The organism is Bacillus sp. JHAA (assembly GCF_036961585.1).
GTDB classification, from domain to species: Bacteria; Bacillota; Bacilli; order Bacillales; family Bacillaceae; genus Bacillus; species Bacillus velezensis.
In genome coordinates this window covers 137,380-160,738 of sequence record NZ_JBAMDE010000002.1, presented here as the reverse complement: position 1 = coordinate 160,738, position 23,359 = coordinate 137,380, and the positions used below count along the sequence as shown (strand labels likewise).

General features: G+C 45.8%; 22 protein-coding genes and 2 pseudogenes. 5 read left to right on the top strand and 19 right to left on the bottom strand.

What is annotated here, in order from left to right:
• Nucleotides 1–16: 16 nt before the first annotated feature.
• The 9 genes and pseudogenes from mdh to V7728_RS04645 all read right to left on the bottom strand — a co-directional run bounded on the left by mdh (nt 17) and on the right by V7728_RS04645 (nt 6,955).
• Nucleotides 17–955, bottom strand: coding sequence for a malate dehydrogenase (gene mdh / locus V7728_RS04685; protein ID WP_003152455.1), 939 nt, complete (start codon nt 953–955; stop codon nt 17–19).
• A gap of 45 nt (nt 956–1,000) precedes the next feature.
• Nucleotides 1,001–2,272 (bottom strand): NADP-dependent isocitrate dehydrogenase, encoded by a 1,272-nt coding sequence (icd, locus tag V7728_RS04680; RefSeq protein ID WP_007408075.1) that lies wholly within the window; start codon nt 2,270–2,272, stop codon nt 1,001–1,003.
• A 160-nt stretch (nt 2,273–2,432) separates the two neighbouring features.
• Nucleotides 2,433–3,551, bottom strand: coding sequence for a citrate synthase (gene citZ / locus V7728_RS04675; RefSeq protein WP_015417988.1), 1,119 nt, complete (start codon nt 3,549–3,551; stop codon nt 2,433–2,435).
• A gap of 724 nt (nt 3,552–4,275) precedes the next feature.
• Nucleotides 4,276–4,428 carry a hypothetical protein gene (locus V7728_RS04670; RefSeq protein ID WP_017418344.1) on the bottom strand — a complete coding sequence of 51 codons (153 nt, stop codon included), beginning with the start codon at nt 4,426–4,428 and terminating at the stop codon, nt 4,276–4,278.
• 329 nt (nt 4,429–4,757) lie between these two features.
• Entirely contained in the window at nt 4,758–5,195 is a 438-nt protein-coding gene (locus V7728_RS04665) for a hypothetical protein (protein ID WP_015240368.1), read from the bottom strand.
• A gap of 157 nt (nt 5,196–5,352) precedes the next feature.
• Nucleotides 5,353–5,483: pseudogene (locus V7728_RS04660) on the bottom strand (peptidoglycan-binding domain-containing protein); the annotation flags it as partial.
• 191 nt (nt 5,484–5,674) lie between these two features.
• Nucleotides 5,675–6,085 (bottom strand): YjdF family protein, encoded by a 411-nt coding sequence (locus tag V7728_RS04655; protein WP_099567004.1) that lies wholly within the window; start codon nt 6,083–6,085, stop codon nt 5,675–5,677.
• A gap of 164 nt (nt 6,086–6,249) precedes the next feature.
• Nucleotides 6,250–6,365, bottom strand: a pseudogene (locus tag V7728_RS04650) (N-acetylmuramoyl-L-alanine amidase); the annotation flags it as partial.
• Nucleotides 6,366–6,490: 125 nt separating this feature from the next.
• Complete coding sequence (locus V7728_RS04645) at nt 6,491–6,955, bottom strand: DUF441 domain-containing protein (RefSeq protein ID WP_015417989.1); 465 nt, start codon at nt 6,953–6,955, stop codon at nt 6,491–6,493.
• A 97-nt stretch (nt 6,956–7,052) separates the two neighbouring features.
• Here V7728_RS04645 and ytvI point away from each other — a divergent pair, with 97 nt between their 5' ends.
• Entirely contained in the window at nt 7,053–8,168 is a 1,116-nt protein-coding gene (gene ytvI, locus V7728_RS04640) for a sporulation integral membrane protein YtvI (RefSeq protein WP_099567005.1), read from the top strand.
• A gap of 31 nt (nt 8,169–8,199) precedes the next feature.
• Here ytvI and V7728_RS04635 read toward each other — a convergent pair whose 3' ends face one another.
• The 7 genes from V7728_RS04635 to dnaE form a co-directional block, all read right to left on the bottom strand.
• Nucleotides 8,200–8,583 carry an FxsA family protein gene (locus V7728_RS04635; protein WP_012118168.1) on the bottom strand — a complete coding sequence of 128 codons (384 nt, stop codon included), beginning with the start codon at nt 8,581–8,583 and terminating at the stop codon, nt 8,200–8,202.
• Nucleotides 8,584–8,693: 110 nt separating this feature from the next.
• Entirely contained in the window at nt 8,694–10,451 is a 1,758-nt protein-coding gene (gene pyk, locus V7728_RS04630) for a pyruvate kinase (RefSeq protein ID WP_007408069.1), read from the bottom strand.
• Between the two features lie 39 nt (nt 10,452–10,490).
• On the bottom strand, nt 10,491–11,450 hold the full coding sequence (gene pfkA, locus V7728_RS04625; protein ID WP_007408068.1) for a 6-phosphofructokinase: 960 nt from the start codon (nt 11,448–11,450) through the stop codon (nt 10,491–10,493).
• Nucleotides 11,451–11,641: 191 nt separating this feature from the next.
• The gene (gene accA / locus V7728_RS04620; protein WP_025285100.1) at nt 11,642–12,619 is read right to left on the bottom strand and encodes an acetyl-CoA carboxylase carboxyl transferase subunit alpha; all 978 of its coding nucleotides are present in this window, start codon (nt 12,617–12,619) and stop codon (nt 11,642–11,644) included.
• Nucleotides 12,604–13,476, bottom strand: a complete 873-nt coding sequence (accD, locus tag V7728_RS04615; protein ID WP_003152441.1) for an acetyl-CoA carboxylase, carboxyltransferase subunit beta — start codon at nt 13,474–13,476, stop codon at nt 12,604–12,606. The genes accA and accD overlap by 16 nt, the downstream gene beginning before the upstream one ends.
• A gap of 328 nt (nt 13,477–13,804) precedes the next feature.
• Nucleotides 13,805–15,037, bottom strand: coding sequence for an NAD(P)-dependent malic enzyme (locus V7728_RS04610; protein WP_015240371.1), 1,233 nt, complete (start codon nt 15,035–15,037; stop codon nt 13,805–13,807).
• Between the two features lie 139 nt (nt 15,038–15,176).
• Nucleotides 15,177–18,515, bottom strand: a complete 3,339-nt coding sequence (gene dnaE, locus V7728_RS04605) for a DNA polymerase III subunit alpha (protein WP_099567007.1) — start codon at nt 18,513–18,515, stop codon at nt 15,177–15,179.
• 142 nt (nt 18,516–18,657) lie between these two features.
• Here dnaE and V7728_RS04600 point away from each other — a divergent pair, with 142 nt between their 5' ends.
• The 3 genes from V7728_RS04600 (at nt 18,658) to V7728_RS04590 (ending at nt 19,796) form a co-directional block, all read left to right on the top strand.
• Complete coding sequence (locus V7728_RS04600) at nt 18,658–18,999, top strand: YtrH family sporulation protein (protein ID WP_003152438.1); 342 nt, start codon at nt 18,658–18,660, stop codon at nt 18,997–18,999.
• Entirely contained in the window at nt 18,996–19,499 is a 504-nt protein-coding gene (ytrI, locus tag V7728_RS04595) for a sporulation membrane protein YtrI (RefSeq protein ID WP_007408062.1), read from the top strand. The genes V7728_RS04600 and ytrI overlap by 4 nt, the downstream gene beginning before the upstream one ends.
• A gap of 105 nt (nt 19,500–19,604) precedes the next feature.
• On the top strand, nt 19,605–19,796 hold the full coding sequence (locus V7728_RS04590; RefSeq protein WP_007408061.1) for a hypothetical protein: 192 nt from the start codon (nt 19,605–19,607) through the stop codon (nt 19,794–19,796).
• Nucleotides 19,797–19,813: 17 nt separating this feature from the next.
• Here V7728_RS04590 and V7728_RS04585 read toward each other — a convergent pair whose 3' ends face one another.
• Complete coding sequence (locus V7728_RS04585) at nt 19,814–20,755, bottom strand: DHH family phosphoesterase (RefSeq protein WP_003152435.1); 942 nt, start codon at nt 20,753–20,755, stop codon at nt 19,814–19,816.
• Between the two features lie 116 nt (nt 20,756–20,871).
• Here V7728_RS04585 and V7728_RS04580 point away from each other — a divergent pair, with 116 nt between their 5' ends.
• Nucleotides 20,872–21,174 carry a YtpI family protein gene (locus V7728_RS04580; RefSeq protein WP_012118174.1) on the top strand — a complete coding sequence of 101 codons (303 nt, stop codon included), beginning with the start codon at nt 20,872–20,874 and terminating at the stop codon, nt 21,172–21,174.
• Between the two features lie 28 nt (nt 21,175–21,202).
• Here the strand turns inward: V7728_RS04580 and V7728_RS04575 are convergent, their stop codons facing one another.
• Together V7728_RS04575 and V7728_RS04570 are read right to left on the bottom strand one after the other, a co-directional pair.
• On the bottom strand, nt 21,203–22,519 hold the full coding sequence (locus tag V7728_RS04575) for a CBS domain-containing protein (protein ID WP_082998829.1): 1,317 nt from the start codon (nt 22,517–22,519) through the stop codon (nt 21,203–21,205).
• Between the two features lie 138 nt (nt 22,520–22,657).
• Nucleotides 22,658–23,344, bottom strand: coding sequence for a metal-dependent hydrolase (locus V7728_RS04570; protein WP_007408057.1), 687 nt, complete (start codon nt 23,342–23,344; stop codon nt 22,658–22,660).
• Nucleotides 23,345–23,359: the final 15 nt, after the last annotated feature.

Here is a 23,359-nt window from a genome sequence, read left to right as displayed (position 1 = left end):
AGCCTTCCCTTTTTTCTTATGACAATACTTTCATCACATTTTTGACAGATTCAACTGATTTACTCAGCTGCGCTTTTTCATAGTCTGTCAGTTCAAGCTCGATGATTTGCTCTAGGCCGTTTCCTCCGATAATCGTCGGTACGCCTAAGTAAATGCCTTCATGACCGTATTCGCCTTCTAAGTAAGCGATGGTCGGAAGCACGCGGCGCTGATCTTTCAAAATGGCTTCTACCATTTCAGTCAGTGATGCAGCAGGCGCGTAGTAGGCGCTTCCGTTGCCGAGAAGGTTGACGATTTCCCCGCCGCCTTTTCTTGTACGTTCTACAATCGCATCAAGACGGTCTTTCGGGATAAGCGTTTCAAGCGGAATGCCTCCCGCATAGGAATAACGGACGAGAGGAACCATGTCGTCACCGTGTCCGCCAAGAACAAAACCGGTCACATCTTTTACAGACAGGTTTAATTCTTCAGCGACGAATGTTCTGAATCGCGCAGTGTCAAGCACTCCGGATTGTCCGATGACGCGTTCTTTCGGGAAGCCTGATTCTTTGTACACCGCATATGTCATCGCATCAACAGGGTTTGTCAATACAACGATAATGCAGTCAGGAGAATATTTCACGATCTCACGTGTGACGCTTCTCATGATTTTTTCGTTTGTAGATACGAGATCATCACGGCTCATGCCCGGTTTTCTCGCAATTCCGGCTGTGATGACGACGATATCAGAACCGGCTGTGTCCTCGTAGTTGGACGTGCCTGTGATTTTCGCGTCAAATCCTTGAACCGGACTTGCTTCGAGCATGTCTAGCGCTTTTCCTTTTGTCGGGTTTTCTAATTGCGGAATATCAACGAGCACAACGTCCGCAAGCTCTTTTTGAGCTGTAAGAAAGGCTGTTGTCGCTCCCGTAAATCCTGCTCCGATAACAGAAACTTTACTGCGTGTTTTTCCCATGATTCTCTTCTCCTTTTTTGGCTTCATTAGAAGTCTGCTTTAGGTTCAGTCCATGTTTTTAATTAGCTCTTCACCAAACTCTGAACATTTCACTTCAGTTGCGCCGTCCATTAATCTAGCAAAATCGTACGTTACTACTTTTGAAGCAATCGTTTTTTCCATAGATTTAATGATCAAGTCAGCAGCCTCATTCCAGTTCAGGTGTTCAAGAAGAAGCACTCCTGAAAGGATGACGGATGACGGGTTGACTTTGTCAAGGCCGGCATACTTAGGAGCCGTTCCGTGAGTCGCTTCGAAAATCGCATGCCCTGTTTCATAGTTGATGTTCGCTCCCGGCGCGATTCCGATTCCGCCTACCTGAGCGGCAAGCGCATCAGAGATATAGTCTCCGTTTAAGTTCATTGTTGCCACGACGTCGAATTCGCTCGGACGGGTTAAGATCTGCTGAAGGAAAATATCAGCGATGCTGTCTTTGACGATGATTTTTCCTGCCGCTTCCGCGTCGCTCTGTGCTTTATCAGCCGCTTCTTTTCCGTCTTTTTCGACAATGCGGTCATATTCAGCCCAAGTGAATACTTTATCTCCGTATTCTCTTTCGGCAAGCTCATAGCCCCAGTTTTTAAATGCCCCTTCAGTGAACTTCATGATGTTTCCTTTGTGGACAAGCGTGACAGACTTACGGCCGTTTTCGATCGCATACTCAATGGCAGCTCTGACTAAGCGGCTTGTGCCTTCTTCAGAAACAGGTTTGATGCCGATTCCTGACGTTTCAGGGAAACGGATTTTGTTAACACCCATTTCATTTTGCAGGAAGCTGATCAGCTTTTCAACTTCTTCAGAACCTTTCGCATACTCAATTCCGGCGTAAATATCTTCCGTATTCTCGCGGAAAATGACCATATCCGTATCTTCAGGTCGTTTGACCGGAGAAGGCACTCCCGTGAAATATCTGACAGGGCGCAGGCACGTAAACAAATCAAGCTCCTGTCTCAGCGCCACGTTCAGAGAACGGATACCGCCGCCGACCGGTGTCGTCAGAGGACCTTTGATGGCGATGAAGTACTCTCTGATGTCTTCCAGCGTTTCGGCAGGAAGCCACTCACCTGTTTTATTATAAGCCTTTTCACCGGCATAAACTTCTTTCCATGTGATTTTTTTCTCGCCTTTATATGCTTTTTCAACAGCGGCTTCCAATACTTTAGAAGCGGCGTTCCAAATATCAGGGCCTGTGCCGTCGCCTTCAATAAACGGGATAATCGGATTATTTGGTACGTTTAATACTCCATTAGAGACTGTAATTTTTTCACCTTGTGACACAATATTACCTCCCAGTATGTAATTCATATTTAGAAAACATTTTATTTTTCTTGTATAGAAAATAAAATGACTTTTCTCAAGATTCTATCAAAATTGTAAACCAATCCGGGCTTGATTAACAAGAGGCTAACGACATGAAAATCACCAGCCTCCCGTTTGATCAGGCTCTTTCATCAATCGGAACAAAAGTCTGCTTATCCGGACCCGTGTAATCAGCGCGCGGGCGGATGAGGCGGTTGTTATCGTACTGTTCAAGAATATGGGCGATCCATCCTGACATTCTGCTGACCGCAAAGATCGGCGTGAACAGATCGTGATCAATGCCGAGACTGTGGTATACAGATGCGGAATAGAAATCAACGTTAGGCGGGAGTTTTTTCTCCGACGTCACGATTTCTTCGACACGGATTGACATATCGTACCATTTGCTTTCACCCGTCAGATTCGTCAGGCGTTTGCTCATTTCTTTTAAGTGTTTGGCGCGCGGGTCTCCATGCTTATACACACGGTGTCCGAAGCCCATTACTTTTTCCTTTTTCTCCATTTTGCTGCGGATATAAGGCTCGGCGTTTTCCACTTCGCCGATTTCTGTCAGCATTTTCATGACGGCTTCATTGGCTCCGCCGTGAAGCGGCCCTTTTAAAGCGCCGATGGCGGCAGTGATGCCTGAGTAAATATCAGATAAGGTGGCGACACATACTCTCGCCGTAAATGTTGATGCGTTCAGCTCATGATCCGCATGAAGAATGAGCGCTTTGTTAAACGCTTCCACTTCGATCGGAGAAGGCTCTTCACCGTTTAAGGTGTAAAGGAAGTTCTCCGCGATTCCGTACTCTTCCTTCGGTTCAACAGGATCAAGTCCTTTGCGGATTCTTGAGAAAGCGGCGACAATGCCCGGCACTTTCGCCTGCAGACGGATGGCTTTTCTGTAGTTCGCTTCCGGATTCATGGCATCGGCTTCACTGTCAGTCAGACCGAGTAATGAAATCGCCGTCCGGAGAGCAGCCATTGGATGTACGTTATTGAGGGGATAGGATTTGAAGTGCTCAATGATTTCTTGTGGAACGGCAGCTTCTTTCGCAAGCTGTTTTTTCAGTTCAGCAAGTTCCGTTTTATTCGGCAGGCGCAGATGCCACAGCAAATAAATGATTTCTTCAAAACTTGCATTCTCTGTCAAGTCGTCAATATCGTACCCTACATATGTAAGGGTATCGTCGATAATAGAGCTTACAGATGATGTTGTTGCTACAACCCCTTCAAGACCGCGTGTTGCTGTCATATTCAACCTCTCCTTTTCAATCAAAATTCCCCTTTAAAGAGTATATAAAACATACGGCTTACTTAAAATGAGTCATGCAAACACTCCCTTTCCCCTTCAAGAAAATGCTTACATTTCACTGGTTGCGGTTACATAACCGATATGCTTATAGAGGAACATAACAAATTCTTATAAGCTTATTTAAGTTTAAGCCTATTCTTATTATAAACAATAATCTGATTAATTTGTAGACTTTTAACTAAAAATGTTTTAAAAGCCCTATATATCAAGGCTTGGCGTTGATAAATTTAATCGTTTGCTTTCAGGCGCTTTGTAAAACCATGTATTCTCATGTTTTCATTTGGGGGAGTTTTGGAGGAGACTTTAAAAGGACAGGCGCGACAACTTCACCGCAAATTTAACCCCCCTTCTTTACCGGAGAAGGGGGTTATTTTGTTTACTCGACTGAATCAATGTTCGGATCAGCTTCAGAAATCCATGTCTTGGTTTTAGTTGGCTCAAATTTTCTTATATATATCTTTGTTGTTACTTCGTATTTCGCTTTTGTGTATAGAACGATCCATTTTTCTGCGGACTTCAAACGAATATCACCCTTTGAAGCAACATAACCTGTTACATGCTTATAAATGCAGCAGCCGCAGCCCCGCCTAAAAAGAGAAAAAACGAAAATACATGACAAAAAAAGATGCAGCCCTAAAAAGGCCACATCTTTTTTGTTTCGAAATCATGTTTGCAGTCGCGCAGCTAGTTGTATTACCTCGTTATCAGTTTTGGCTGCATTATGGTGAAGATGAGTCGTGTTTCCTACAAAAGCAATTACACCGAACGTAATAGCGAAAGCAGAGACAGAGAAACAAATTGCTTTTTTAATATTCATACAAACAATCCCCCCGCTGTATTTGAAGTTGAGACTCCACCATGCATTCCCCTCCTCCTCTTTTGATTTATTTTCCACTATTTTCTTATTTTCTGTAAACGAAAAATACCGCAATTTTCCTAATTAACCGAAAATAACAAAAAATTGATAGCGATTTTGGAAATAGAACATCCATGACAATAAAGCACTTATATACACTCCTTGCGCGTGCTGAACTTACGATTTTGTCAAGTGTATTTATGCTATAAGAGAAACTAGAAGTCTATTTTTCGCCTTAAAAAGGAGTACAGAAATTATCTTCTGTACTCCTTCAAAATCTAAATAAGAAATCAATCTTGAGATAAATAAATCCAATTTATATCGTCAAATTCTTTGATAACATAATCTGATCCTATACTACGTAAAATTCTATTAAAAAAAATGATGTCATCTTCATCATCGTAATCATATAAATTCTTTTGAACATATTCTTTAATAATAAAATTCGTTAAATTTGTATGATTAACAAATTCAGAAAAGTAAGATCTTATAAAAATTGAATCATCTTCATTTAATTTTTCATCATTAACAATTGAAATCTTAAAAACGTTTAAAATCGCATTAATATCTTCTTCGTCCATATAACACAGTGGTTCTAATTTTTTGTCTTCTTCTGTAAATGGCTTTCGAGTATCTTCAATTATTACGTAAGATAAAATGTTACCATCTTTCAGCACACGAAAAACTTCTAAATCACGTAATTTTAAAGCTCTATTAAGTGATAGCATTATTTCCCCCTACCCAAATATTAGAACCCAAATACTAACCTTAGATTCTTTAGTAATTTACCTGCTGTTACACCTATTTAAAGCTGCTATTGTTAGCACATATGCAGGGTTCAATAATATACCAATCCAACTATATTTAGAAATTTTTTTTCGTTCTTTATCTAATTTTTCCTGTTTCTTTAACGCTGATTTTCATCTTTGTCTTTGGCCAATAAATGCCGTCAGCAGTCATGCCGCACATGGACTGGAATCGTTTGACTGCATTTGCGCTGTTTTCGGGCTGTAAATATCCTTATCAAACCGTTCATCAATTGAAACTGACTCATTTACTGATATAAGTGAATTTAAATAAATGGCAGAAAAACCCTCCTCATCTCGAGAAGGGCTCTGACTTATACTTCTTTTTCTCTAAATCAGTCCGAAGAAACTAACTGATGCCGCTCAACTTTTCAATCGAAGGGCTTCATCGGGCTCTCCAACTATTTTCCCCTATGCTTTTCTATTGCTTTTTGTTTTCTGATTAAATATTTTTGTTCCTTTATTTTTTCTCTTTGTTTTCTATTCAGTTGTTTTTTCTTTTCTTTTCTTGCTTCAAGCTCCTGTTTTATCGCTTTTTGTGCCTTAGTTGATATCCCGATATTTTTCATCTCTTTAGAAGCTTGTCGCTGCAATCTTTTTGGGTTTAATTTCTTAGATTTTGCTTTAACACAAACCCCTTCTTGTTCAGTGTGGGAGAGAGTCTGTAAAAGTTGATTATTAACAAAATGCATTATTTCTGAATCCTTTGGCTCTTGTCCAAACAAATGACGAATTGCTCTTAATTTCCCGTCATTCACAACTTCAATGACTCCTACCCAAAACTGACCATCGTAGTAAACCGTTAATTTCATAACGATTCCCTCCTCCTAAATTTACTGAAGAATGATGGACATCCCGAGGAGGGGAAGGTTACTGACATTTTAAATCATGCATCCGGACTACCAACCGAATTGTGTTTTTTCATTCTCATTATAAATCTAACAAACTTTCAAATTGAAGGAAAGAGGGTCTCCGCTTATTTTAACAACACTTCAAGTTTTGCTTTGGTATCAGGCCCATAAATCCCATCAGCTTTTAATCTACTGCAATCGCTGTTTTCGCTCCATGTGCGCCGTCAATCCCGAAGTTCTTTGTTACATGGTAAGCCGCTTCATTCATCGGAATAATGCAAATGGCATTTGTCTGAACTACAAAATGCGAAGGTGCAAACTCTAATTTTCTCCACAAAAAAAGCAGCTTTACGCCGCTTTTTTACTTTACGAAGTGAACATTTTAACGATTTGCATGGCCAAGTAGGCGATTCCGGCGCCGATTAACGGGCCGACGGCGACGCCTCCGAAAAGCGCGACGGCAAGTATCGTGCCGATGACCAGCGCCGTTGTAATATGAGGGTCGTTTTCCAATAAGGTGAGACCGTTTTTGGCGATTAAGGCAACCGCGATCCCGGCACCGAGAGCGATCCACGCATAATATGATTTCATCGCTTCTCCGAGCTGTTTAAAACCGATATCGCCTGTGGCAATCGGCACTAAAACGGCGATTGTAATGACGGTGACTCCCCAGTTGATGCCTTTTGACTGAATAACCGGAAATAGTTTCTGATCAAGACCGACAGCTTTTATCACAATGAGAAAGCCGACGGCAAAAAGCAATGACTGATTTTTGGCTACCAATGCGATGGCCAGCAATAATAGTAAAAATAAATTCGCCTGTGTAAACATCCTGAAAGCACCTTCTTTCATCATATCTGTATTCATATCCTTTTTTTTGACGAATAAACTAATGTAATAGGACGTGCCGACCGAGAGGAGGATCGATGTGAATCCGCACTATGCAACTGTTTTTTTCCGCGCGCTGTTTGTACTCGCTGCGGCCGGCGGCGCTTTAGCGGCCGGTTACGCCTCATTTCCGTTAACTTATCCGTTTCTGATCGCCCTTATTCTGTCATCAGCGATCATTCCCGTAGTTGACTGGCTGGACAAACTGACGGGGATGCCCCGATCAGTCAATACAGTCATTGTCCTGGTCTTCTTTTTGCTTATTCTTCTCGGCGCGGCGACATTTCTCGTTGCGGAAATCATTTCGGGAACCGCCTATCTGGCCAAAACGCTCCCTCCCCATATCAGCGCCTTTATGACGTATTGCGAAGAGCTGTTCACTTCCCGCATCCAGCCATTGTACCACGAGCTGACCGTCTTATTTAACGGGCTTGAAACCAATCAGCAGGCATCCATCGTGACGCATATTCAGACCCTCGGTGATACAGCAGCTAAAAATGCGGGGCTCATGCTTTCACATCTTTTGGAGCTGGTGCCGAAATGGATTGCCTTCCTTCCCAATACAGCTGCCGTCTTCATTTTCGCAATGCTGGCGACTTTTTTTATGACAAAGGACTGGCATAAGCTGAAGGCGCTGCTTTATTCCATTTTTCCGGAACGGGTTTCGGCAAACGCCAAGGCCGTATCGGGAGAGCTGAAAAAAGCGATGGCAGGTTTCATTAAGGCGCAGGCCGTGCTCATACTTTTCACGATGATCATTGTCTTTATCGGACTTTTTCTTTTAGGGATTGAGCATGCGGCAACCATCTCCTTTTTTATCGGCCTGGTGGACCTTCTCCCGTATCTCGGCGCCGGGTCGGTCTTTGTTCCCTGGATTATGTATTTGGCCATTGCCGGTCAGCTTCCTCAAGCGATCGGTCTCGGTGTTTTATATATTGTGGTTCTTATCCAGCGCCAGCTGACGGAGCCGAAAATTTTAAGCAAGTCAATCGGACTTGATCCGCTTGCGACCTTAATCGCTCTGTTTGCCGGCTTTAAATTGTTCGGAATTTTAGGACTGGCTGCGGGGCCCGCGCTGCTCGTTTTCATTCAGGCCTTTATCACAACGGGCGCTTTAAAAGAAATATGGGCCTATATTACTGTTCAGTCCAAATAAAAACAGCAGCCCTGTAAGAAGGCTGCCGTTTTTATTTGATAATGATCCGCTTGTTTTTTGACATTCCTCTCAGCCATTTGAACAAAAGCGGCTTCATGCGGTTCCGAGTGAACGGAATCAGAAGACAGGCCCCTGCAATATCGGACAGAAAACCCGGAAGCATCAAAAGCAGGCCTCCGAAAAAGACGCATATTCCGTCAAGAAGCGCTTCCCCCGGCATTTTGCCGTGCTGCAGGTCGCGCATCACCCGATGATACACATCGGTTCCCTGTCTTTTTGCCACCAAGGCGCCTAACACGCCTGTCAAAATGATGAGAAGGAAGGTCGGAAAAATACCGAGCCATTTTCCCGCCAGCAGAAACAAACCGATTTCAATTGCCGGACACACGATAAACAGTAAGAATAACACTCTCATTTTTCTGCCCTCCTGCCCTTCTAAAAGCGCGTCACCGCCCGCATGGGAATAGAAAAATCAGCCTAAAGACAAAAGAGAAGGGAGAACCCCCCTCTCTTTTTTAAAGCTGTTTAAAGAACGCTTGCGCGGCCTTCATACACAGCGCCGCGGGCAGCGTCAACTGTGATAACCTGTCCTTCTGTTAAAACTGAAGTTGCGTTCTCCAGACCGACGATAACCGGAATGCCCAAGCTTAAACCGACAACGGCTGCATGGCTTGTCAGACCGCCTTCTTCAGTGATGAGCGCTGATGCTTTTTCAAGTGAAGCGATCATGTCGCGGTCAGTGCTTGAAGCAACCAATACTGCGCCGTCTGTCATTTTTTGTTCAGCTTCTTTCGCATTTTTTGCAACAACGACCGGACCGAATGCAGATTTGCGTCCGATGCCTTGCCCTTTCGCGATAACGCTGCCGACAGTGTGGACTTTCATCAGATTCGTCGTGCCTGATTCACCGACAGAACCTGCTGTAATGACAATCAGATCACCGCGTTTCACGATGCCGCTGTCAAGTGATTTTTGAACCGCGTCTTCAAGCATTTCATCGGTTGAATTCGCGTTTTGGCCGCTTGCCGGAAATACGCCGAATACAAGGCCGAGTTTGCGTGATACAGACTCATTAACCGTAACGGCTACAATCGGAGCCTGCGGACGGTATTTCGCGATCATACGCGCCGTATGGCCGCTTTCTGTAGGGGTAACGATAGCTGCCGCACTCAGATTGATCGCCGTGTGCGCAACTGATTGGCCGATCGCATCGGTAATCGTCATGCCGACCTGATCTCTGCGTTTAGACAGAATTTCTTTGTAGTTCAGAGATTCTTCCGTGCGTGTGGCGATGTTAAACATTGTTTGAACCGCCTCGACAGGATATTGTCCCGCAGCCGTCTCACCGGAAAGCATGATAGCATCTGTGCCGTCGAAAATGGCGTTGGCAACGTCACTTGCTTCAGCGCGTGTCGGACGAGGGTTGCGCTGCATGCTGTCAAGCATTTGAGTCGCAGTAATAACCGGTTTGCCGAGCGCGTTGCATTTTTTGATCATTTCTTTTTGCACGAGCGGCACTTCTTCGGCCGGAATCTCTACGCCGAGGTCTCCGCGCGCTACCATTAAGCCGTCAGATACTTCCAGGATCGCATCCAGGTTGTCCACGCCTTCCTGGTTCTCGATCTTAGGAATGATTTGAATGTCAGACGCGTTATGCTCTTCAAGCAGTTCGCGGATTTCCAGGACATCCGTAGAACGGCGTACAAATGACGCAGCGATGAAATCAACGCCTTGCTCGATACCGAATACGATGTCTTTGGCGTCTTTTTCAGTAATTCCGGGAAGGTTGACGCTGACGCCGGGAACGTTTACGCCTTTTTTATTTTTCAGCGTGCCGCTGTTTAAGATTTTTGTTTTGATTTCGTGTTTTTCCGGATTTGATTCTAGCACTTCCAATCCGATTAAACCGTCATCCAACAGGATGATAGACCCTGCTGACACGTCGTCTGCCAGGCCTTCATAAGAAACTGAGAATTTTTCAAGCGTTCCCAGCACCTGTTTCGTAGAAACGATAATTTCATTTCCCGCCTGAAGCTCAAGCGCGCCGTTTTCCATATCGTGCGTGCGGATTTCCGGACCTTTCGTATCGAGGAGAATCCCCACGTTTTTGCCGAGCTTTTTGCTTGCTTCTCTGATGTTTTTGATTCTTGCGCCGTGCTCTTCGAAATCACCGTGTGAAAAATTCAGACGAGCAACGTTCATACCCGCTTCCATCAATTTTGTCAGCATTTCTACACTTTCACTGGCCGGACCGATTGTACAAACGATTTTTGTTTTTTTCAACTCGTTCACTTCCTTCTGAAATCTTCAGCTTCTTCCGCCTTAAATAGACAGTTCTTTTGAAAGCTGATACATGTTTGGTTCAACAGTATGTTTTGATTCTAAAATTTCTATAATATCATGGTCTACAAGCTTGTTGTTTTGTATACCTACGCAGCGTCCGCCTTTTCCTTTAAGCAGAAGCTCAACCGCGTAAGCGCCGAGGCGGCTTGCAAGAACCCGGTCAGAAGCGCTTGGAGATCCGCCGCGCTGGATATGCCCTAAAACGGATACCCGTGTTTCAAGGTTCGTTTCTTCTTCGATGCGTTTTCCGAATTCAACCCCGCTGCCTACCCCTTCTGCAACGATGATGATACTGTGTTTTTTGCCGCGGTCGTGCCCTCTCTTCAAACGGCCGATAATTTCCTGCATATCGTAGTCCGCTTCAGGAATTAAAATTGATTCCGCTCCGCCTGCAAGACCTGCCCATAAAGCAATGTCGCCCGCATGGCGCCCCATCACTTCAATAACGTATGTACGCTCATGAGACGTAGCGGTGTCACGGATTTTATCAATCGCATCAATTACGGTGTTTAACGCCGTATCAAATCCGATCGTAAAATCAGTTCCCGGGATGTCATTATCTATCGTACCCGGTACACCCACACACGGAAACCCGTGTTCCGTTAATTTTTTCGCACCCATGTATGAACCGTCTCCGCCGATGACGACAAGACCTTCAATGCCGAGTTTCTTTAAATTTTCGATTCCTTTTTCACGGCCTTCAACTGTTTTGAATTCAGGACATCTGGCCGTATACAGCTTTGTTCCGCCGCGGTGGATGATGTCACCGACCGAACCAAGCTCCAGTTTCTCTATTTTTCCGCTGATTAATCCTGAATAACCGTTATAAATTCCGTACACTTCGACGTCGTGGTAGATAGCTTTCCGCACAACCGCGCGCACCGCAGCGTTCATACCCGGGGAATCCCCGCCGCTCGTTAAAACTCCTATACGCTTCATTTCCTATTCACCTCAGCAACATATATATGTTAAACATATCATGATCATTGCCCTAAAACAATGAAAAGGGACGCCTGAGCTCCCATGAAACCTTACCTATTATACAATTAAATAAATTGTTTTTAAATAAAATTTAAGGAATATCACAAAAATCACAAAAAATAAACGTGAGCCATAGGCTTCACGTCTATTCAGTTTACCCCGATATATTGATCCTCAACCGAAACTTTCCCGATTGCTTTATATTTTTCATAGCGCTGTGAGATCAATTCTTCGGCGTTCAATTGAAGAAGAGATTTTAACGTTTCTTTAAGTATACCGTCAATGTAGCCCGCCTGCTGCTTGATATCGTGGTGAGCTCCGCCCTTCACTTCTTTAATCATATCGTCAATAATTCCTAATTCTAATAAATCGGGCGCAGTAATCTTCATGGATTCGGCCGCTTTTTTCGCAAGGCTGGAGTCCTTCCACAAAATGGACGCGGCTCCTTCAGGAGAAATAACGGAATACGTCGAGTTCTCAAGCATCAGCATGCGGTTGCCCACACCTAACGCAAGCGCGCCTCCGCTGCCGCCTTCCCCGATGACGATACAAACGACAGGCACTGTCAGGCCGGCCATCTCGAACAGGTTCTTGGCGATGGCTTCACTTTGTCCCCGTTCCTCCGCCGCTTTACCCGGGTACGCTCCCTTCGTGTCGATGAAGCAGATAATCGGGCGGTTGAATTTATCCGCCTGCTTCATGAGACGAAGCGCTTTGCGGTAGCCCTCAGGGTGAGGCATCCCGAAATTGCGGACAAGGTTTTCTTTCGTGTCTTTTCCGCGCTGATGTCCGATGACGGTGACCGGCATGCCGTGATATTTGGCGACTCCGCCGACAATCGCCGCATCATCTCCGTATGTTCTGTCTCCGTGGCACTCAAAAAAGTCGGTAAACAGGTATTGAATGTAATCAAGCGTCGTCGGCCGGTCGGGAAGGCGTGCGATCTGCACTCTGTCCCACGGCTTCAGGTTTTTATAAATCTCATCCTGAAGCTTGCTGAGCCGGTCTTCAAGCCTTGCGATTTCAGCGCTTAAATCCATCTCCGAATCTTGGGTGAATTTTTTCAGTTCGGCGATTTTCGTCTGCAGTTCAATCACTGGTTTTTCAAATTCTAATCTTGCAGCCACTCATGCTCACCTCCTGTTTGGTGCATGTCCAGCAGAAATGCGAGTTTGTCTTTCATGTCGTTTCGGTGAATCACCGCATCAAGCTGGCCGTGCTTTAATAAAAATTCCGCCGTCTGGAAATCTTCCGGCAGTTTTTCCCCGATCGTCTGTTCAATAATACGTCTTCCGGCAAATCCGATCAAGGCGCCCGGTTCAGCGAAATTATAATCACCGAGAGACGCGAAACTGGCCGATACGCCGCCTGTCGTCGGATGGGTCATGACAGAAATAATCAGTCCCTGCTCCTCACTGAACAATTTTAATGCAGAGCTTGTCTTTGCCATTTGCATAAGACTTAAGACCCCCTCCTGCATACGTGCGCCGCCGGAAGCGGTAAAGATGATAAACGGGACTTTTTCCTCTTTTGCCTTTTCAATTGCAAGCGTGATTTTTTCGCCGACAACCGAACCCATGCTGCCCATTCGGAATGTTGAATCCATGATCGCGATCACGGCCGGGAATCCGCTGATGGTTCCTTTTCCGGTAACCACCGCTTCATTCAGCGATGTTTTCTCACGGTCTTTTTCGATTTTTTCTAAGTATTCCGGGAAACCGAGCGGGTTTTCAGATATCATTCCCTGGTTGAATTCTTCGAATGAATCTTCATCCAGGAGGCTTTCAATGCGCTGCTTTGCATTCATCGGGAAATGGTGCCCGCAGTTCATGCAGACGCGCAGGTTTTTATCTAACTCTTTTGTGAGCATGATTTTTTTACATTTGGGGCACTTTGTCATAATGCCTTCCGGAACATCATGTTTTGCCTGCTCAGACGGCACGGAAGCATATTTTTTCTTTTTTGTGAATATATCCTTTAACAAATGATTACCTCCCTTTTGTGAAGGGTTCTCTTCACTGCATGTCTTCCGATTAGATAGACTTAATAATAACTTTACCGAAACTATTGTACTTTTTTTGTCAAACGGTGTCATCCTCCATTCGACATTTTTTGCTTCAAAACAGACGGAAACGGACGGATTTCATACCGTAAAAAGCGTTGTTCAGCCTTATCTGTCAGCGCTTTCAAAAGAAATAAGGATTCTGCTGAAATTTTTTTAAGACCTGCCCTTAAAAAAATGCCAGCAGTCCGTATATTGAACAGCAGCGCGTTGTTTTTTTCCAACGCGCTGCCATTTCATTTTTGTGTTATTATTCGCCGATGACCGTGAGCTGTCTTGTTTTTTCAGCCACTTCCTCAGGATCGACCGTAATTCTGGCGACGCCCGTTTCCATCGCTGCTTTCGCAACAGCTTTCGCAACGGCAGGAGCCACACGTTTGTCAAATGGAGCCGGGATGACATAATCAGCGCTTAATTCTTCCTCTGTAACAAGGGAAGCAATCGCTTCAACCGCAGCAATTTTCATTTCTTCGTTGATGTGAGTCGCGCGAACGTCAAGCGCCCCGCGGAAAATTCCAGGGAATGCCAGAACGTTGTTAACCTGGTTCGGGAAATCAGAACGGCCTGTTCCGATTACGCTTGCGCCGGCTGCGCGCGCGTCTTCAGGCATGATTTCCGGATTCGGGTTGGCCATTGCGAAGATAATCGGATCTTTCGCCATGCTTTCCACCATTTCTTTCGTCAGCGCGCCTTCGACTGATACGCCGATAAAGACGTCTGCATCTTTAATGACATCCTGAAGCGAACCGTCGTTGCGGTCTTGGTTTGTAAACTTCGCCACTTCGTTTTTCACTGCGTTCATGCCGGCCGGACGCCCTTCGTAAATCGCCCCTTTAGAGTCGCACATTACGATGTTGCGTACGCCGAAATGGTAAAGAAGCTTGATGATCGCGATGCCTGCCGCTCCCGCTCCGTTTGCCACAACTTTAATGGATGACATGGATTTACCTGATAATTTCAGCGCGTTTACAAGTCCGGCAACGGTTACGATGGCAGTGCCGTGCTGATCATCGTGGAAAACCGGAATGTTTGTTTCTTTTTTCAGGCGCTCTTCGATAATGAAGCAGTTCGGCGCCGCAATATCTTCAAGGTTGACACCGCCGAATGTCGGTGCAAGCAGCTTTACAGTGTCAATGATTTTGTCCACATCGTTTGTGTCAAGCGCGATCGGGAATGCATCCACGCCCGCGAAACTTTTGAACAGCACCGCTTTCCCTTCCATGACCGGAAGTGAAGCTTCAGGCCCGATATTACCGAGTCCGAGAACGGCTGATCCGTCTGTTACGACTGCTACCATGTTCCCCTTCATTGTATAATCATATACTTTGTTTTTATCGTCATAAATCTCTTTACAAGGCTCAGCTACTCCGGGAGAGTAGGCAAGGCTTAAGTCATCTGCATTTCTGACTTCTACCTTTGCTTTTGATTCCAGCTTTCCTTGATTTACTTTGTGTAAATGTAACGCTTCTTCTCTTAATGACATTCTAAACACTCCTTTTAAGTACTTTGTTACATATTCTGCCGCATAGACTGGTACAATCGCTGGAGGTGAAAAATTTCAGAATCTTTAAATAAGATAGCACAATTGTTTCAATTGTATAACAAAACGATTATTGTTACCACTATTTTAACACGACGTTTTCGCGGCCCAGCAGCTCTTTTAAACGGTATAACGCCTGATGGTCCGCCTGAATATGAAAAGTATCCGGCAGCCTGATCGTCTGCTTGTCTTTTTCATAATATAGATAAACGCCGGTTTCCCCTTTATGCTCCAGTAAAATACGCTTCATCTTTTCCAAAAACTCCTGATTGTGCCGGATGCCTTCGATTTTGATGTAAACAGACGGCGCTCTGTCTGCCTCCGTCTGCTCAAGAAGAGAGCAAGATGACATGATGAATTGTGTCTTCTCCTGACGCTCTTCCATTTTTCCGGCGGCGAATAATAGCGCGCCTTCTTCTAACAGCGGAGACAGCCTTCTATATTGGTCAGGAAACACGACGGCTTCCATTTCTCCCGTTTCATCGCTTAATGTGAGAAACGCCATATGCTGACCTGTCTTTGTCCGAATCGTTTTAATGCCCGCGAGCAAAGCGCCAATTGACAGCTGCCCCTTCGGCATCTGCCGCGCTGCTGTGATCGCTTGCGCCCCCCGTTTTTTCAGGAGATCCCTGAAAGCAGACAAAGGATGGCTTGAGAAATAAACACCGAGAGCTTCTTTTTCGAACCGAAGCTTGTCCACGAGCGGAAATTCCTCAGCCTCTACATATTTTGGCTTAATGGAGAACGATTCTTCCAAAAACAATCCCATTTGGTCATCGTCTGCACGAAAAAGTTCAGCGTGCTCTAAAGCCACATCAACGGAGGCCAGCAAGGCGGCGCGATTTTGATTGAATTCGTCCATGGCGCCAGAAAATATAAGGGCTTCGATGGTTTTCCGATTCACGCTTTTTGCGGGTACGCGAAAGCAGAAATCGAAAAGATCCTCGAACGGTTTATGTGTTCTTGCTTTATAAATATCTTTCACTGCCGAGACGCCTACGTTTTTAACGGCCCGCAAACTGTATCTGACGGCTCCGTTTTCCGGCGCAAACGGAAAACCGCTTTTGTTTATTGACGGCGGAAGGACTTGAATCCCGCTCCCCTTCGCTTCATGCAGATATTGCGATATTTTGTCCTCATTGCCGATGACGCTCGTCAACAGCCCGCACATAAAATATAACGGATAATGCGCTTTTAAATAGGCGAGCTGATAGCCGATCATGCTGTATGCGACAGCATGGCTTCTGTTGAATCCGTAGTTAGCGAATTTTACAATCAGATCGTAGACCTCGTTTGCAGTGACTACAGAATACTCCTTTTTTAAGCACCCTTCAACAAAATGGCTTCGCTCTCTGTCCAGAATGTCCTTTTGCTTTTTGCTGACAGCCCGTCTGAGCAGATCCGCTTCACCTAATGAAAACCCTGCCATGCGCGAGGCGATCATCATTATCTGCTCTTGATAGACGATGACGCCGTAAGTGTCACTGAGAATATTTCGTACGTCCTCGTGCGGCACTTCCACACGCGCCCGCCCGTGCTTCCGGTCGATAAATAACGGAATATTTTCCATCGGTCCCGGCCTGTAAAGCGCGTTAACCGCGACAATGTCTTCCAGTCTTGACGGCTTCAGGCGCTTCAGCACGTTTCTCATTCCTGATGATTCCAGCTGGAAAATACCCGTCGTATCACCGTTTGACAATAGTGAGAACGTTTTTTCATCCTGATAAGAAATCTCGGAAAAATCAATTTTCGTATTCGTCTCTTTTTCAATCATCGTTTTAATGGATTCAATAAGCGTAAGGTTGCGCAAACCTAAAAAGTCCATTTTTAAAAGACCGAGATCTTCCAAGTGATCCATCGCATACTGCGTTAAATACACGCCGTCATGCCCTTCTTGAAGAGGGACAACTTCCGAAAGCGGCTCTTTACTGAGAACGACCCCCGCCGCGTGTGTTGACGTGTGCCGCGGAAGACCTTCAATTTTCCTTGCGATCTGAAACACTTTATGAAGAACGGCGGATTCGGACAGCCTCCTCTTCAGCTGAGCGGACTGCCGCCTCGCTTCATCAAGCGTCATTCCCGGTTTTGACGGAATCAGGCGGGCAAGCTGGTCGGCTTCTTTCGGGCTGATTCCGAACACTCTCCCGGTATCCCTTAACGCCGCCTTTGCGGCCAATGTCCCGAAGGTGATAATCTGGGCGACGTGCATGGCCCCGTACTTATTTTGTACATACTGAATGACCTCATCCCTTCTCGTGTCAGGGAAATCGATATCAATATCCGGCATGCTGATCCGCTCGGGATTAAGAAATCTCTCAAACAGCAGAGAATGTTTAAGCGGATCCACGTCGGTAATGAAAAGGGAGTAAGCGACAAGCGATCCTGCCGCGGACCCCCTTCCCGGGCCTGTCACAATGCCCTTTTCATGCGCGTACTTCATAAAGTCCCATACGATGAGAAAATAATCACTGAATTTCATGCGCCTGATGACGTCCAGCTCGTATTCAAGCCGGCGGACAGCGCGCTCATCAGGAGTACCGAAACGGAGGCGCAGCCCCTCATGACAGATCTCCGCCAAATAGTCATCGGCTGATTTGCCGTCCGGCGCCGGAAAAGACGGAAGCTGTGTCTGTCCGAGGCTGACATCGACCCGGCATTGCCGGGCGATACGCGCGGCTGCTTCAATCGCTTCCGGATGCCGCGTGTAAAGCTCTGCCATTTCTTCAGGCGCCCTCAAGTATAAGTCCGGCAGATTCCCGCTCTGATCCTCCCACTTCTCTCCGGCTTTAATAGCGCACAGACAGCGGTACGCATCTTGATCTTCTTTCTTGATATAACGGACATCCCCCGCAGCGCAGACAGCGATTTCCGTCTCGGCTGACAGGCGGAGAATCTCTTCTGATAACGTCTCATGTCCTTTAAACGGCTGGTACCCTAAATAAAAACGGCCGTCTCCGAACAGCTCCCGGAATCCTTCGGCAGCCCGGACTGCTTCTTCAAACTTCCCGGCTTGAAGCAGGCTTTCAATGTAGCCGTTTTCACCGGGCGTAATGGCGATCAGCCCCTCATGATAGCTCTTCATCCATTTTCGCTTCATGCCGCCCTTTGCCATGGATTGCAGCGCACTTGAGATTTTCACCAGGTTCTGATATCCGGTGTTTGTCTCTGCTAAAAGAATGAGCGGATGTGCTTCAAGCTCCGTATCGTCCGTGTATATAGAAGCCGTCAGACCGATAATCGGCTTAATTCCGTTTGATTTGCATGCTTTATAAAACTCAATGGCGCCGTACATCACATTTTCGTCCGTCAGCGCCAATGATGAATATCCGAGTTCCTTCGCTTGTGTAACAAGCTCTTTTACAGAAGCGGCGCTGTTTAACAGACTGTAGCCGCTATGTACTTGCAGGTGAACAAAAGACAATGCCGCCACTCCTTTCCCATACGTTCATTTTGCCTTTCTACATTATAAGACGGGTTTTCTTAAGAAACAAATGTTCTTTTTTGACTCATCATCATACTTGTCCGTTTCGCTCAATATGATAGAAAAGTGAGGTGGTGTATATATGGATCAGGAAGCCGGATTTATGGCGAATTTCATCAGCAGTTATTTTATCGCCCTCGGTGTGTTGCTCGGCGGCGCGCTGATCGGCGGCCTCGGAGCTTATTTATCAGGCGAGCCTCCGCTGACGGCGATCACAAAATTGGCGAACAGGCTGAAGATCTGGGCGCTTGTCGCGGCGATCGGGGGAACATTTGACGCGGTATACAGTTTCGAGCGGGGGCTGTTTGAAGGCAACACGCGCGACATTTTCAAACAGCTTCTTTTAATTATTTCAGCAATGGGCGGCGCGCAGACCGGCTGGCTGATTATTTCATGGCTGACCCAGGAGAATATGTCATCATGAGAATTCCCGAGTATTATAAAAAACCGGGATGGCAGCGTTTTTTCGCGGGAATGATGTGCGGAGCCATCGTCAGCTGGCTGTTCTTTCTGTTTACATACGGAACGTTTCAGGAAGAACAAGTGACGTTAATTGAAAAGCAGCGTGAGCACGCGCGGGATTTAAAAAACCAAATCTCCATCTATCAGAAGGATCTTCATAAATTAAATGAGGATAATAAGCAAAGACTTCTCATCCAAAGTGTTGATGTGAAGCTGATCAATGGGGAAAAATACAGAATCGCCCAGCCTGACAAGATGAAATTTGAGGAACAAGTGAAAGATAACATTTCTGAAGTCATCACAAAAGATATTGAAAGCGTGTATAAAACAAAGGAGCTTTTAAAACGGACGATCGAAAACAAAATATACACCATAAATGAGAAGGAATTTAAAGCTGAAGTAAAGGAACTGACGATTTATACGAGATTGTCTGTCGAAATTCATATTTCTTTTGCGACGTAATTATGTCATTTTTAAAAATTTTCCATAGATCTGTCGCTTTTTTCTCCGCTTTTTTATAAACTGTAGATGAGACATTTTCAATGATTCTGAAGGGAGGAAGGGAAAATGGAGGTTTTTAGTGAACGACGCTTGGCAAAAGATCATGCAGCCCGAATCAGACAAGGCTATTCCGCATATGCAGAAACAGACACACTCGCTTCCCTCATAAAAAAAGAACTCCAAATCTGTAATCTCCGCGTCTACGAAGACCTGACTGATTTCGGCTGCTGGTTCATCCCCGTGACAGATGAACACTAAGAAAGAGGGTCTCCCCTCTACTTGTGTTCGTTACATACCTCTTCCAGATCAGCAAGAATCTGATCGGTTTCATCCCAGCTGAAGATGGATGCGCCGGCCGCAAGCGGATGTCCGCCGCCATTGTATTTCCGGGCAATTCCGTTGATGACCGGACCTTTTGAACGGAACCGGACTCTGATTTGATCGTCTTCTTCTACGAAAAACACCCAAGCGCGGATACCCGAAATATTTCCGAGTGTTCCGACAAGCTGCGACGCTTCAGAAGCGGTGGTTCCATATGTCTCCAAAATGTCTTTTTTAATGAACACGGAAGCGACGCCGTTTTCAGACAGTGACACATTTTGATAAATAAAGCCGTTAAGCTTCACCACATTTAATTTTGTTTCATACAATTGATTGAACAGCTCTGACGATGAAAATGGGAACTCAATGAGCTCTCCCGCGTATTTTAATGTCTTTTTTGTGGTGTTCGGGAATAAGAAGCGCCCCGTATCACCGACGATACCCGCGTAGATCAACTCAGCTGCTTTCGTATTCAGTTTCCAGCCGTGCTGTTTTCCTTCCAGGTACAGCTCATAGATCATTTCGCTTACGGAGCTTGCATTCGTATCGACCCATAACAGATCGCCATACGGATCTTCATTTGGATGGTGGTCTATTTTCATGAGCTTTGCGCCGGAATGGTAGCGCTGATCGTCGACCCTGCCTTGGTTTGCGGTGTCGCACACGATGACAAGAGCATCTTTATAGGTTTCGTCATCCACCTCATCGAGGGAATATAAAAAAGACAAGGACGGCTCAGGCTGTCCGACGGCAAAAATATTTTTTTCGGGATACGTTTCCCGCAGGATTTCCGTAAGGCCGCACTGTGAACCGTAGGCGTCCGGGTCAGGCCTCACATGTCTATGTAAGATAATGGTGTCATATAATGATATGGTTCTGATCAGTTCGGATTTCATCGCTTTCTCCTTTTCGTTTTTATTCATTTAATCATACTCTTTATCCATGGAAAAGGAAAATCTTTCAGCAACGGTATAAACGGTTTTGCAAACTCATATAATGGAGGATTTCATTTATGCTGGTTTTTGTTTTTCTCATCGGGCTTTCTGCCTGCTTTTACGTGTATTACAAAGTAAAAGGAATCCAGACGAAACGGGCGCTGGAGAAAGAATGTTTTTCGGCTAAATCAAGTATGGCATTAGGCGCGCTGGTGTTTTTGTACGGAGTAAACCAAATGATTCTGTTTCACTCCGTCCTGACTCTGGTCATCGGCGGCGTCTTCATTTTAATCGGAGCAGGCAGCGCATGGGCCGGGTATAGAGCCTATAAGCATTATGAGCCCATCCATGCAAAGGAAGCGGAGAGGGACCACGCATAATGAATGCCAAGGGACCCGGGTGCGTCCCTTAACTTCTCTCCATCAGCTGCACCATGAGCATCGCTTTTGAAACGATGCCGCTTTGGCTTGACACTTCCACTTCCATTTTCCCGAATTTCCGGCCCGCCTCTAAAATGCGCGGTTTCACTTCAATGACCGACTCCATCTGTACGGGCTTCAGGAAGAAAATCGTAATGCTTTCAATGACCAGCTCGCCGCGTTTGCGGGAGCGTAAAAATCGGCTGGCGGCCTGGGTTAAAATCGTCGTAAACACCCCGTAAGAAATCGTGCCGAGCTGATTGGTCATTTGCGGCGTGACTTCATATTGATAAACGGCCGGCGTTTTGTCATCTTCGTCTTCTTTAAATCCCCTTGAAACAATATCATCCAGCTTTTCCCCGACCTGAGGCTGCTTTTGAACCATTTGAAGCGCTTTTAAGACATCCTGGCGGCTGATCATTCCGATCAATTTGTGATGCCCGTCTGTCACCGGAAGCACTTCAATTCCTTCCCAAACCATCATTTGAGCCGCTGAGGCGACAGATGTTTTCCCGATCACCGTGACAGGGTTTTTGGTCATTACTTTTTCAATCGGAACTGACCGGTCATGCCCCGCGATATCTTTCGATGTGAGGATTCCGTGGATTTTCATCTGCTGATCGATAACCGGGAAGCGGCCGTGTCCGGTTTCATAGTTTTTTTCGTACCATTTCTCCAGCTTATCCTTAGGGGACAGCGTCACTGTCCGATCTGCGGGCGTCAAAATGTCTTCCACGAGCACAATCTCTTTTTTTATGAGCTGATCATAGATCGCCCGGTTGATCATCGCGGCTACCGTAAAGGTATCGTAGCTCGTGGAGAGAATCGGAAGCTCAAGCATATCGGCCAGCTCGATAATGCTGTCGTCGGTATTAAACCCTCCTGTTACCAAAACAGCCGCGCCCGCTTCAAGCGCCTGACGGTGGGCGTTGATTCGGTTCCCGACGATTAACAGGTTCCCCGCCGCCGTATAACGCATCATCGCGTCAAGCTCCATCGCGCCGATCACAAACTTATTCAACGTTTTATGCAGACCGGCTTTTCCGCCGAGCACCTGGCCGTCTATCACATTGACGACCTCGGCGTATGTCAGCTTTTCAATATTTTCTTTTTTCTTCTGTTCAATCCGGATGGTCCCCACACGTTCAATAGTGGAAACGAATCCTTTGTTTTCGGCTTCCTTAATGGCTCTGTAAGCCGTTCCTTCACTGACTTTCATTTCTTTCGCAATTCTTCTGACCGAAATTTTTTCACCGACAGGAAGCGAATCTATGTATGATATGATTTGTTCATGCTTTGTTGCCAAGCGTTTCACCTCTAAGGACAGTCTTCTGCTTTTATTATAAGGGTACGAGGGATTCATTCGCAATGAGACGCCCGAAAAAAGGCGGCATCACAAAAAGACCTTCTGAATGCTTGATTCAGAAGGTCTTTGACACATATGTCAGGCAAGCTCAATGGTCTCGCCGACCGCCATGACTTTGCCGACGCCTCCGGGCAGACTTTCGGCGAAAGCGTCAGGGTCCTGTTCAATGACAGGAAATGTATTGTAATGAACGGGAACGACCTGTTTCGCTCTCAGCCATTCAGCCGCGAGTTTCGCATCTTCAGGGCCCATGGTGAAGTTATCACCGATCGGCAGAAACGCCAGGTCAATGTGATTCAGTTCCCCGATCAGTTTCATATCAGAGAACAGCGCCGTGTCCCCGGCGTGGAAAATCGTTTTGCCGTCAATCGTCAATAAAATCCCGGCCGGCATCCCCGTGTACGTAATGGTTTTGTTTTCTTCATCAGTGACCGCCGATCCGTGGAATGCCTGTGTCAGTTTCACTTTACCGAAATCAAATTGGCGCGCCCCTCCGATATGCATCGGGTGGACCTTTAAACCTTTAAAGCCGAGATAAACGGCCAGCTCATTCGGCGCAATAACGAGCGCATCGTTTTGTTTAGCGATCTGCTCTGTATCTCCGACATGGTCATTGTGTCCGTGAGTAAGCAGGATGACATCCGCTTTCACTTCTTCCGGTTTCAAATTTGTCAGACTGTTTCCGGTCAGAAACGGATCAAAAATAATGTTATGGGTTTTCGTTTCCACTTGAATGACAGAATGTCCGTGATAAGTCACTTTCATCGTTTTCACCTCATA